Annotated in this window: 9 protein-coding genes; 2 read left to right on the forward strand and 7 right to left on the reverse strand. The window is 66.4% G+C overall.

Annotated elements, in window-relative coordinates:
• Both WBG82_RS04985 and WBG82_RS04990 read left to right on the forward strand, forming a co-directional pair.
• A partial coding sequence (locus WBG82_RS04985) for a hypothetical protein (RefSeq protein ID WP_424422135.1) occupies positions 1 to 287 on the forward strand: 287 nt, incomplete at its 5' end.
• 4 nt (positions 288 to 291) lie between these two features.
• On the forward strand, positions 292 to 1,749 hold the full coding sequence (locus WBG82_RS04990; protein WP_424422137.1) for a methyl-accepting chemotaxis protein: 1,458 nt from the start codon (positions 292 to 294) through the stop codon (positions 1,747 to 1,749).
• 35 nt (positions 1,750 to 1,784) lie between these two features.
• Here the strand turns inward: WBG82_RS04990 and WBG82_RS04995 are convergent, their stop codons facing one another.
• The 7 genes from WBG82_RS04995 to WBG82_RS05025 all read right to left on the reverse strand — a co-directional run bounded on the left by WBG82_RS04995 (position 1,785) and on the right by WBG82_RS05025 (position 11,504).
• The gene (locus WBG82_RS04995) at positions 1,785 to 2,879 is read right to left on the reverse strand and encodes a zinc-binding dehydrogenase (protein ID WP_424422139.1); all 1,095 of its coding nucleotides are present in this window, start codon (positions 2,877 to 2,879) and stop codon (positions 1,785 to 1,787) included.
• A gap of 105 nt (positions 2,880 to 2,984) precedes the next feature.
• Positions 2,985 to 3,251, reverse strand: a complete 267-nt coding sequence (locus WBG82_RS05000; RefSeq protein WP_424422142.1) for a SemiSWEET transporter — start codon at positions 3,249 to 3,251, stop codon at positions 2,985 to 2,987.
• A gap of 65 nt (positions 3,252 to 3,316) precedes the next feature.
• Positions 3,317 to 4,489: a chromate efflux transporter gene (gene chrA / locus WBG82_RS05005; protein WP_424422144.1), complete on the reverse strand. Its 1,173-nt coding sequence runs from the start codon at positions 4,487 to 4,489 to the stop codon at positions 3,317 to 3,319.
• Positions 4,490 to 4,599: 110 nt separating this feature from the next.
• Entirely contained in the window at positions 4,600 to 5,694 is a 1,095-nt protein-coding gene (locus tag WBG82_RS05010) for an acyl-CoA dehydrogenase family protein (RefSeq protein WP_424422146.1), read from the reverse strand.
• 12 nt (positions 5,695 to 5,706) lie between these two features.
• The gene (locus WBG82_RS05015; protein WP_424422148.1) at positions 5,707 to 6,900 is read right to left on the reverse strand and encodes an acyl-CoA dehydrogenase family protein; all 1,194 of its coding nucleotides are present in this window, start codon (positions 6,898 to 6,900) and stop codon (positions 5,707 to 5,709) included.
• A gap of 166 nt (positions 6,901 to 7,066) precedes the next feature.
• A complete protein-coding gene (locus tag WBG82_RS05020; RefSeq protein ID WP_424422151.1) occupies positions 7,067 to 9,325 on the reverse strand; it encodes a putative bifunctional diguanylate cyclase/phosphodiesterase in 2,259 nt (752 codons plus the stop codon).
• 148 nt (positions 9,326 to 9,473) lie between these two features.
• Positions 9,474 to 11,504: a TonB-dependent receptor gene (locus WBG82_RS05025; RefSeq protein WP_424422153.1), complete on the reverse strand. Its 2,031-nt coding sequence runs from the start codon at positions 11,502 to 11,504 to the stop codon at positions 9,474 to 9,476.
• Positions 11,505 to 11,513 lie beyond the last annotated feature (9 nt).

Raw genomic sequence — 11,513 nt, forward strand, 5'->3', positions numbered from 1 at the left:
GCGCCGCCGCGCCCCGGCCCGGCGCCGCGAGCGTCGCCGTCGTCTTCATGCCCGGCACCGGCTTTCCCGAGGCGGCGGCGAGACTAGCCGAGATCGATGCCCGCATCATGCGCATCGGCGCCGCCGAGAACATCGTCATCGCCCGCTTCGAGCATGGCTGGTCGCTCCCCGCGCTGTGGAAGATCGGCGCGCTCTTTCCTCTCGATGCGCTGGGGGTGGGCGACTGCCTCCTGCCGCGCAGGCAAGCTCTCTCCCCGCTCTCTCCGGCAAAAACCGTTCTGGATTAGGCCCATGTCAACGATCGACCGCATCCGCCTCAACTCGCTTCGCTTCCTGATCGCCTATCTGTGGCTGCATGTGCCGCTGCTCGCGCTCGGCGGAATCTGGTTCGGCGTGCCATGGATGTCGGCGACGATCGGCGCCGCCGTCTTCGCCGCGCTCGCAACCGCCGTCTGGCGGGCAAACCCGCAAGGCATGCCGACGCGGATGCTCGCCTCCGTGAGCCTCATGATCATGGCCATGCTGCTGGTCGACGAATTCCGGGGCAAGGCGCTGCAGATCGACCTCCATCTCTATTTCATGGCAGCGCTCGCCATGCTCGTCACGCTGGTCGACTGGCGCGCGATCGTCGTTTCGGCGGCGGCCGTCGCGATCCACCACCTCGCGCTCAATTTCTTCCTGCCCGAAATGCTCTGGCCCGGCGGCGCCGATTTCAGCCGCGTCCTCACCCACGCCGTCATCGTCGTCGTGGAGACGGCGGCGCTCATCTACGGCGCCTTCCACATGGAACAGGCGATCGGGAACGCCGACGAGGCGGTCGCCCGCGCCACCGCCGCCGAAGCCGAGGCCACGCGCCTCTCGCATCAGCGGGTCGAGGATGAGCGGCGCGCCAGCCAGGAGCGCAGGCAGGAGCGCACGCGCCTTGCCGATGATTTCGAGGCCATGGTCGGCCGCGTCGTCAGCTCCATCGGCGAGCGCTCGGTCGAGGTGAAGTCGACTGCCGAAGCGATGGTCGCCTCCGCGCACAAGACCGACGATCTCGCCGGAAGCGTCGCCAATGAAACCAACCTCGCCTCGACAAGCGTTCAGACCGTCGCATCCGCGGCCGAGCAACTGTCGAGTTCGATCGGGGAGATTGCGCGGCAGGTCGCCCGGTCGACCGAGATCGCGAGCGAGGCGGTTGCCGAGGCGGAAGCCGCCGACCGGACCGTCCAGAACCTTTCCGAAAGCGCCCAGCGCATCAGCGAGGTGATCGAGCTCATCACCAGCATCGCCATGCAGACGAACATGCTCGCCCTCAATGCGACGATCGAGGCCGCACGCGCCGGCGAAGCGGGGCGCGGCTTCGCCGTGGTCGCCGCCGAGGTGAAGACCCTCGCCAATCAGACGGCGCAGGCGACCGAAGGCATCTCGACGCAGATCAACGCCATCCAGTGCGTCACCGAGCAGACCGTCGGCGCCATCGCCTCGATCCGCGGCCGCATCTCCAGCATCAGCGAGATGAGCCAGGCCATCGCCGCCGCCGTTCAGGAGCAGAACGCGGCGACGGGAGAAATCACGAGAAGCACCCATGTCGCCGCCGAAAGCACCGGCGAGGCGGCAAGGACGGTCGATACAGTCCGCGCCGATACGGGCGAGACGGTGAGGACCGCCGAAGCGGTCGCACACTCCGCGGCCGAGCTGGCGAGCGAGGTCGCCACGCTCGGGCACGAAGTGCGTCAGTTCATGGGCTCGATCCGCAGCGCCTGACGGGCAGCAAGCGCCCGCCCGTCAACGCCCGCCCGTCAGCGCCAGGGCTCGACGAGAATCTTGGCGTGCTGCTCGGGATTGGCGAGATCGGAGAAAGCCTGCTTCACGCCCTCGACGCCGACCTGCCCGGTGACGAGCGGCGCGACCTCGATCTGTCCTTCGGCGATGTGGCGAAGGGTCAACGCGAATTCGTCCGGCGTATAGCCGAGCACGAATTGCATGTTGATTTCCTTGTTGATGCCGAAGAAGGGCTCGATGCGGTCCTGCTCCATGCAGACACCGACGACGACGATGCGCGCCTCGCGCGGCGCGCCTTCGAGCATCTGCTGGATGATGCCCGGCACGCCGACACATTCGAAGATCACCGCTGGGCGCATCTTGGGCCCGAGGCCGAGAATGGAGATGACGCTTGTGGGGTCATAGCCTTCGGGCGTCGCCTCCTCGGTCCAGCGCTTGTAGGGCGAATGTTCGGCCGGATCGACCACGAGGTCGGCACCCATGCGCTCGGCGAGCTTGCGCCGCGCCGGGCTGAAATCGGCCGCGATGATCGGCCCGACGCCCGCGATCTTGAGCCCCGCGATGACGGCGAGCCCAACCGGCCCGCAGCCGATGACGAGGGGAATGTCCTCCTTGGTGAGCCGCGCCTTCTGCACAGCGTGCCATCCGACCGCCATCGGCTCGGTCAGCGCCGCATGCTCCGCCGACAGACCGTTCGGAACTTCGAGAAGCAGCATCTCGTTCAGCACCATGTTCTCGGCGAAGCCGCCCGGCATCTCGTTGGAATAGCCGACCGGATGCACTTTCGCCTTCTCGCCCGCCACCGTGACCGCAATCGGCACCGAGCAGACCCGCGTGCCTGGCTTCAGCGTCTTCTGCGTGTTGGGCCCGTGATCGAGGATCTCGGCGCAGAACTCGTGTCCGAACACGATGTCGCGCTTGAGGTCCATCACGAAGCTCGAGCCCGAGCGCTTCGCCGCATCGACCATGTGATGCGCGTGATGGAACGCATGAAGGTCCGAGCCACAGATGCCGCAGGCCAGCGTCTTGACCAGGACCTGCCCGTCGCCGGGCTTTGGCTCCGGCATCGTATCGACGACGAGATCGCCATCGCGGAATATGGCAGCGCGCATTTTGTCCTCCCGGAATAGCCCGTTTCTGAATGTCGGTGGCGCTATGCAATCAGGCACCGCGCCATCGCGCAAGTCACGACATCGCGCGGAACGGCGAACGTCGCGTCAGCAAGGGTCGCGGCGGCGTTTCGACTGGTTGGCGAGCGCGATGAGAAGGATCGGCAGCGCGAAGACGAAGGTGAGCGCATTGGCCGCGATGAGCGCCACATCGCCAAGCAGCACGCCATAGACGAGCCAGAAGAAGACGCCGATCACCATGCAGAGATACATCAGCACCGAGATTCCGTCCGTGTTCCGGGTTTTGATCGTCTTCCAGGCCTGAGGCAGGAAGGAAACCGTCGTCAGGAAGGCTGCGGCATATCCGATATACATGGGCTGTCATCCCGAAGCACCGGCGGCCTGCTGCCGCCAACTCATCAATAGAGCAGTTCGCACACTCACGAAACGAGGATACCGGCGCCGCCGCAAAGAAGAACGATGGTCCAGACCGGCAGTCGTGTGAACGAAAGCGCCCCCCAGGCGAGAAGCGCGATCCCCGCATCGGCTGGCACGCGAATGGCCGTTGTCACGATGGGGTCGTAGAAGGCCGCGGCGAGGATGCCGACCACGGCCGCGTTGACGCCCATCATCGCCGCGCGTGCGGGCATGAGATGCGACAGGCGGACCCAGAACGGCATGGCCCCCGGCACGAGTAGGAAGGAGGGCGCGAACATGCCGGCAAGGCAGATGGCCGCGCCAATGAGGCCGCGCGGCCCTTCGCTGAGCGCCGCGCCGACATAGGCCGCGAAGCTGAAAAGCGGGCCGGGAACCGCCTGCGCCGCGCCATAGCCGGCAAGGAACACATCCCGCTCGATGAAGCCGCGCGGCACGAGCCCGGTTTCGAGAAGCGGCAGCACGACATGGCCACCGCCAAAGACGAGCGAGCCCGCCCGGAAGAAAATATCGAAGAGCTGGAGACCCGGCCCGCCTCGAGCCGCAAGCAGCGGCAGGACGAGGAGAAACAGGAAGAAGAGCGCGAGCGCCAGCGCGCCCGCCTTGCGGCTGATCGCAACCTGCAGCGGCACATGATCGCCGGGCGCCGCGGGCTTCAGCACGGCAAGCCCGATGAGCCCGCCCGCCAGGAGAACGCCGATCTGCGTCAGCGCGCCGGGCGAGAGGAGCGCCACCACGGCCGCACCGGCGCCAAGCGCCAGCCGAGGCGCGTCCGGCGTCAGTGCCCGCCCCATCTGGATGACCGCCTGTGCGACGACGCCGACAGCGGCGAGCATCAGCCCATGCGTGATGCCGCGTGCAACATCGCCTTCAAGAAGCGAGGCGCCATAGGCGACGGCGATGAGCGCCATGGCCGATGGAAGCGTGAAGCCCGCCCAGGCCGCCGCCATGCCGGGCAGCCCCGCGTGCATGAGGCCGAGCCCCATGCCGACCTGGCTGCTCGACGGCCCCGGCAGGAACTGCGCCAGCGCGACGAGATCGGCATAGGCGCGATCGTCGAGCCAGCGGCGGCGTTCGACGAATTCGGCGCGAAAATAGCCCAGATGCGCGATGGGCCCGCCAAAGGAAGTGAGGCCGAGCCTCAGAAAGATTCCGAAGACCTCGCCCGCTTTCCCCATGACCGGCATCCCCCGACGCTCCGGCCAGACGCTATCGAATGGCCCGTGACATTGATAACGCCTGCCACGAGCCATTCAATGCAAGGATTTGCGTCGATGCGGCAGTTTCGTCAGTCCGCCGCCCAGCCCTGCAGCACGGCCGCGTCATGCCGCGCGCGCTCGGGCGAGCCGAGCAGCTGCCGGTCGAGGCCGATGCGCTTGAACCAGTAATGCAGCCCGAGAAGATCAGTGAAGCCCATGCCGCCATGCACCTCGGTCGCGGTGCGGGCGACGAAGCGGCCGACCTCGGCCAGATGCGCCTTGGCATGCGCCGCCATCAGCGACGCCTCGCCGGGGATCGCATCGAAGGCATGCGCCGCATACCAGACGAGCGAGCGGCCGGGCTCGAGCTCCGCCGCCATTTCGGCGCACATATGCTTCACCGCCTGGAACGAACCGATGACGCGGCCGAACTGCTTGCGCTCCTTGGCGTAGTCGACCGCCTTGTCGATCATCATCCAGCCCGCGCCGAGCGTATCGGCGGCAAGCATGACGCGGCCCGCATCGAGCATGCGGCGCGACGTCGCCGCCACATCGCCGGAGGCGAGCGGCTCGGCCTCGACATCGCTGAAGCCGAGTTCACCGATGGAGCGCGTGAGGTCGATGGTCGTCAGCCGCTTGCGCGCGAGGCCCGGCGCGTCCGCCCGGACGAGATGAAGGCCGCCTTCCCGGTCGCCCACGATGAAGAAATCCGCGCCGCCGAAATCGACCGCGAAGAGCGCCGTGCCGTTGAGCTTTCCGTTGCGCGCCGTCACGCCCGCTTTGTCGCGGGCGCCAGACGCCCGCTCGGAAATCGCGACGCCGGCGATCACCTCGCCCGCCGCGAGCTTCGGCAGGTACGCCTCCTGCTGCGCCCTGCTGCCTGCGCCCAGGAGCGCGACCGGCGCCATGACGCCGCTGGCGAGGAAGGGCACCGGCGCGACATGCCGGCCGAGCGCCTCGGAGACGAGCGCGGCATCGAGCAGGCCGAGCCCCATCCCCCCTTCGGCCTCGGGGATGAGCATGCCCGACACGCCGAGTTCGACCAGCGCCTGCCAGACATCGCGGGCGTAATCCTCACCGCCATCCGCGGCCTTGCGCACGCGCTCGAGGGGCGAGACTTTTTCGAGCGTCCTGCCGACGCTCTCCTGCATCAGCCTCTGGTCTTCCGAAAGTCCGAATTCCATGTCCCGCTCTCCTCAGGCTTTTGCGAGCTTCGGTTCGCGGGGCATGCCAAGGCCGCGCTCCGAAATGATGTTCTTCTGAATCTGCGCCGTTCCCCCGCCGATGATGAGGCCGAGATCGAACATGTAGCGATGCTGCCACGCACCATGCGCGCGCAGGCGCGGACTGTCGCCATAGAGAACGCCGAGTTCCCCGAGCGCGTCGATGGCAAGCGCGGCGAGCTGATGATTGAGTTCGCAGCCCTGCAGCTTCACGATGAGCCGCGCGATGCCAGCATCCTCCTTCTTCGCCGACGCCGTCAGAAGGCGCAGCCCGTGAAACTGCATGGCGAAGACGCGCGCCTGCAACTGAAGCAGCCGGTCGCGGAACAGCGGATTGTCGATGAGGCGCTCGCCATCGAGCGTTTCCTCATGCATGAGCGCGACGATCTCCTTCAGCCGCGTTCCCGCCTGATTGGGATCGCCGAGCATTCCGCGCTCATGCTTGAGCGTCGCATTGGCGACATACCAGCCCTGCCCGCGGCCCGCGACGATATCCTTCTTCGGCACGCGCACATCGGTGAAGAAGACCTCGTTGAACTCGGCATGGCCCGTCATCGTCTTCAGCGGCCGCACCTCGATGCCGGGCGTCTTCATCGAGAAGATGAGATAGGAAATGCCCTCATGCTTCGGCTTGTCGGGCTCGGTGCGCACGAGACAGAAGATCATGTCGGCCGCATGCGCCGTCGAGGTCCAGATCTTCTGGCCGTTGATGACGAAATCGTCGCCATCCTCCACCGCCTTCGTCTGCAGAGAGGCGAGATCGGAGCCGGAGCCCGGCTCCGAATAGCCCTGGCACCAGACCACCTCGCCGCGAAGCGTCGGCGCGATCCATTTCTTCTTCTGCTCCTCGGTGCCGAGTTCGAGCAGCGTCGGAACCAGCATGGAAATGCCCTGGTTGGCGAGGCCCATGGGCACGCCCGCGCTCGAAAATTCCTCCGCGATGATCCGCGATTTCAGAATGTCGGGCTCGGCGCCATAGCCGCCATATTCCTTGGGGATCGTGCGCGCGGCATAGCCATGCTCGATCAGGAGGCGCTGCCATTCGAGAGAATCGCCCGAGGGACGCGACACGCCGAAACGGCGCGGCGCCCTGTCGCGATGCTTCGCGATGAAGTCGCGCACCTCCTGCCGGAATGCCTCATATTCGGGACCATACGCAAGATCCATCACATCCTCCTGCAACATCGTTCGCCCGCCCCGGACTTTGCGCGAGGGCGGATGCATGTCTTGTTTCATGCAGAATGTAGCTTGGGAACGCCGCGCGTAAAGCCGCGCGAAACTTGCGCCGGCCGCAACAGGCAGCCCCTGCGTCAACCGGGAGCAAGCTTTCGGATCAGGCCGCCGAGCCGGGCACGCCCTGCCTGCGGGGCGAGCCCTTGCTTGCCGCGATGGTCATGACGTCGCGCAGTTCCTCCACGGGATGGAGCCCGTTCGGCGAATGGCGGAGGAAGACCTCGAACTCGGCCGCCGGCATCGGCCGGCCGAGAAAATAGCCCTGCGCCTCGTCGCAACCCAGTGCGCGCAGGATTTCGAGCTGCGCCACATTTTCCACGCCCTCCGCGAGCACGTTGAGGCCGAGGCTGTGCGCAAGATCTATGATGACCTTCGGAATGATTTTCCCGTCGCGCGTATCCGCGATGTCGCGCACGAAGCTGCGGTCGATCTTGAGCCGCTTCACCGGAAATCTCTTGAGATAGGCGAGTGAGGAATAGCCCGTGCCGAAATCGTCGATGCCGATGCCGACGCCGAGGCTGCGCAGGCGCCGCAAGGTGCCGATGACCACATCGACATCGCGCATCACCATGCTCTCGGTCACTTCGAGTTCGAGATATTGCGGCGAAATGGCGTGGCGCACGAGCGTGTTGGCCACCATGTCGCTGAGATCCGGCCGGCGAAGATCGACCGCCGATACGTTGACCGCGATGCCGACCTTTGGAAGCCCCGCATCCTGCCAGGCGCGGTTCTGCCTGCACGCTTCCTCGAGCACCCACCGCGTCAGATCGCCGATGAAGCCGCAACGCTCGGCCACAGGCACGAAGAGATCGGGTGCGATGAGCCCGCGCTCGGGATGCTGCCAGCGGATGAGCGCCTCTGCCCCGCTGATGCGGCCGGAGGTGATGTCGACCTTAGGCTGGTAGTAGAGCACGAACTGCTTCTGCGCGAGCGCCGCGCGAAGATCGCGCTCGATGGAATTGCGCTCCATCACCCGCAGGTGCAACTCGTGACGATAGAGCACGCAGGCGCCCGACCCCTCGAACTTGGCCCGCGAAAGCGCGAGATCGGCATTCTTGAGAAGGACGTCCGGGTCGCGCGCATCCTGCGGATAGAGCGTGAGCCCCACACAGGCCGTCTGATGGATTTCCTGCGCGCCGATGCGGAAGGGCACGCCGACCGCGCGAATGAAGCGATTGGCATATTCCACCGCCTCGTCGGAGGACATGGCCCCGCGGATGACGACGCCGAATTCGTCCGCGCCGAGCCGCGCGACGATGTCGCCCGGCTTCTGGCAACCTCGCAATATGTCCGCCGTGCGCTGGAGGATCGCGTCGCCGGAATCGTGGCCGAGCGTGTCGTTGATATCCTTGAACTTGTCGAGATTGAGGATCATCACGGCGATGGTCTCGCCGGTGCGGGCCGCTTCCGCGATCTCCTCGGCAAGGCGCGATTTGAGAAAGCTCCAGTTGCCGAGGCCCGTCAGGCCGTCGGTATGGGCGAGGCTGGCGAGCCGGCTTTCGCTCGCGCTCGTGGCCTTGAACGAATTTGCAAGCGCACTCGCCACGATCGCGATTTCATCGGCGGGGCCTGAGGAAGGCAGGTCGGGCATGAGCTCGCGCCGCTCGGCGAAATTCCGCAGCGCCTCGATGGGCCCGACGACGATCCGCTGCATGAGGAGCGACACCGTCACCATGCCGACGATGATCGCACCCGTGAGCCATACGAGAACGTTCCAGGCCTTCGCCTTCAGGCTTTCGACGAGCGCGGCCTGATCGAGACGAATGAAGACGGCGGCCGCCTCGCCGCCGGGGAGCGAGACGCGACGCAGAAACGCGGCAAGGCCGGGACCGGCCGTCTCGACAGGCCGGAGCGCTGCCGCCCCCTCGGCAAGGAATTGCCGCAGGTCGCGCCCGGAAATCGGGCTCGCCGAAAAGCCGTCCCCTTCATCCTTCGATGCGGCGATGACCCGCCCGCCTTCATCGATGATGGCGACGGCATCGACATGCGACTGCTCCGCCATGCGCGAAACGAGATCGCGCAGATCGGCGTCTCCGTCGCTCGTGCCGATGGCGGATGCGAGCATGTCCGTGACGATGACCGCGCGCGTATGCATGCGCTCGCCTGCCTCGCTGTCATAGACATGAAAGACGAGGAGGCCGCTCGCGGCGAGCATGATGAGGGCGGCCAGTCCGAGCAGGATGACGACCTTCACGCGCAGCGCGAGGAAAAATCGGGTTGTGAGGCGGCGGAACGCCAGGCGAGCGCCCTCCGCGAGCGCGACGCGCGCTCCGGCTTTCGACCGATCCTCCGATGGAACGGAGGCATCGTTGCGTCCGCCCTCGTGGCCGGTGCCGCGCTGTGGAGCCGATCGCACCATGCTTGGCCTGGAAATCCCCTCTCATCCGCCGGATGAAGAAGGCACGAACGCTCTCCCGGCGGACACACTGATCCCGACCGTTATAAGGAAGTGATAGCTAAAATTCGGTTACGGGACGGCGGACAGGGCCCGGATCGACGTCGATCCCCTAGAACCTTGCAAGCGCCACGAAACGGATGCTTCGCCCCGGAAGCATCATTCCGTCCTTCTTAAACGAGACATGGTTGCGGACGTCGTCGTTGAGAAGATTGTCGCCGATGAGCGCAAGCTCGACCGCCGTCCCGCCGGTGAGAGACCTTGAAGGCCGATAGCGAAGCTCCGCATTGACGCGCGTATAGCCGGCGGTTTCCGTTTCGCCCGGCCCGAGCCTCTTTTGGTTGAAGGCGTGGAGAAAGCCGAGCCGGGCCGCCAGCAGGTCCGCCTCGTAATAGATGCCGGCGCCGATGCGCATTGGCGGAATGCGGGGCACATTGCCGCCCTCATCGAGCGTGGCGCGCACGAAGTCGAACTGCCCGTCGACGCCGATGATCCCTTCTCCGGCTTCCGCAAGCGCCCTGCGGCCGCCGATCTCGACGCCGCGGAAGGTCGCGCCCCTTGCGCTGAAGCGGAGCTGATCGAGTTCGTCGCCCGTGCCGCCCGGCACATTCGTGCAGCTGTCGTAGGTGTCGTCGCAGCTCTCGCCCGTCAGCGCCTTCAGAATGTAGTCGCGGAACCTCGTCTGATAGACCGCGGCCTCGAAGGATGAGCGTTTGCCCTCGCGGCGCAGCGACAATTCGGTCGAGAAGGCCGTCTCCTTGCCGAGCATCGGGTCGCCGATCTCGAAGGTGCCGGTCGCCTCATGCGGGCCCTTCGAGAAAAGCTCGGCCGCCTCGGGGGCTCGCTGCGAAAGCTGCGCGGTCGCGCCCACCACCCAGTCTCCACCGGGCGTCCACACCAGCCCCGCGGAGCCGCTGAGCGGCACGAAGCTCCGCTCGACCCGATCGACGGCCAATGTCGCCTCATCGAGCGCCCCGCCATTGACGACGACCCGCTCCGCGCGGGCGCCGAGCTGAAGCCTGAGCGCACGGGCAAGCGGCATCTCCTCGAAGAGGAACATGGCGAGCATCGTCCTGTCGGTCGGGGCGAGCAGTTCGCCACCCTCGCCGCCGGCGTTCAGATGGTGCCGAACCGCATGAATGCCGAATGCGCCGGTGATGGAGCCGGGCTCGCCGTGCAGGAGCTCCGCCCGCCCCTCCCACAAGCGGTCGTCGAATTGCGAGCCGACATCGCCCGACTGCGCGCCGACCTCGTCGTGATGATAGTTGCTGTAGCCGCCGGTGAGGCGAAGCGTTTCAAACAGGCTTCCAAGATCGTCGAATTCCGCTGCCGCCTGCATTTTCGTCTGGGTCATGTCGATCAATGTCGGGTCGAGCAGATCGTCCGGCACCGGAATGCCGTACCGGCTGCCGTAATGCGAGATCGAGGCGCCGGCATATCCCTGATCGAAGAACACGGACGCGCCGCCCGCCACGCCCTTCGCATTCGACCATGTCATGGCCTGCCGCGACGGATCGCCGGGAATGCGGTAATCCTCGGTCTTCCTGTCGAAGGCATCGAGATGCCAGACGATGGGACCGGCCGCGGCCTCCACCAGTCCTGCCGCCTGCCGTCCCTTGTCGGCGGTGCCATAGCCTGCCGTCACCTCGCCTTTCAGCCCGCCTGCCGGCACCGATGACGGGATGCGCGAATTGATGACATCGACCACGCCGCCGATTGCCTGCGATCCATAGCGCAGCGTCGCCGGACCGCGGATCACTTCGACCTTCGTCGCGCTGAAGGGATCGATCGGCACGGCATGATCCTCGCTCACCGTCGAGACGCCATTGCCGCCCAGACCGTTTTCGAGGATCTGAACACGCGCATTGTCGAGCCCGCGAATGATGGGCCGGCTCGCGCCGCCCGCGAAGGAGGATTGCGCCATTCCGGGTGCATCGGCAAGGAGCGCGCCGAGCGTCGACGCGCCGCTTTCCACGATCCGGTCGCGCCCGACGACGGTCACCGGCATTGCAAGTTCGTCGAGCGGCGAAGCCCAGGGCGCGGCGGTCACCACCAGCTCCGGCACATCGTCCTGCGCGACGGCCGGAGCGGACCAGACGACGGAAAGACCGAGACCGATCGAAACAGCAAACCCCCGGCGCATGACACATCG

This window comes from Parvibaculum sp. (assembly GCF_049671045.1).
Classification (GTDB): Bacteria; Pseudomonadota; Alphaproteobacteria; order Parvibaculales; family Parvibaculaceae; genus Parvibaculum.

Excerpts from the sequence above, each read along its gene's own strand:
- WBG82_RS04990 (WP_424422137.1), top strand. The coding sequence starts at position 292 with ATGTCAACGATCGACCGCATCCGCCTCAACTCGCTTCGCTTCCTGATC.
- WBG82_RS04995 (WP_424422139.1), bottom strand. The coding sequence starts at position 2,879 with ATGCGCGCTGCCATATTCCGCGATGGCGATCTCGTCGTCGATACGATG.
- WBG82_RS05000 (WP_424422142.1), bottom strand. The coding sequence starts at position 3,251 with ATGTATATCGGATATGCCGCAGCCTTCCTGACGACGGTTTCCTTCCTG.
- chrA (WP_424422144.1), bottom strand. The coding sequence starts at position 4,489 with ATGGGGAAAGCGGGCGAGGTCTTCGGAATCTTTCTGAGGCTCGGCCTC.
- WBG82_RS05010 (WP_424422146.1), bottom strand. The coding sequence starts at position 5,694 with ATGGAATTCGGACTTTCGGAAGACCAGAGGCTGATGCAGGAGAGCGTC.
- WBG82_RS05015 (WP_424422148.1), bottom strand. The coding sequence starts at position 6,900 with ATGGATCTTGCGTATGGTCCCGAATATGAGGCATTCCGGCAGGAGGTG.
- WBG82_RS05020 (WP_424422151.1), bottom strand. The coding sequence starts at position 9,325 with ATGGTGCGATCGGCTCCACAGCGCGGCACCGGCCACGAGGGCGGACGC.
- WBG82_RS05025 (WP_424422153.1), bottom strand. The coding sequence starts at position 11,504 with ATGCGCCGGGGGTTTGCTGTTTCGATCGGTCTCGGTCTTTCCGTCGTC.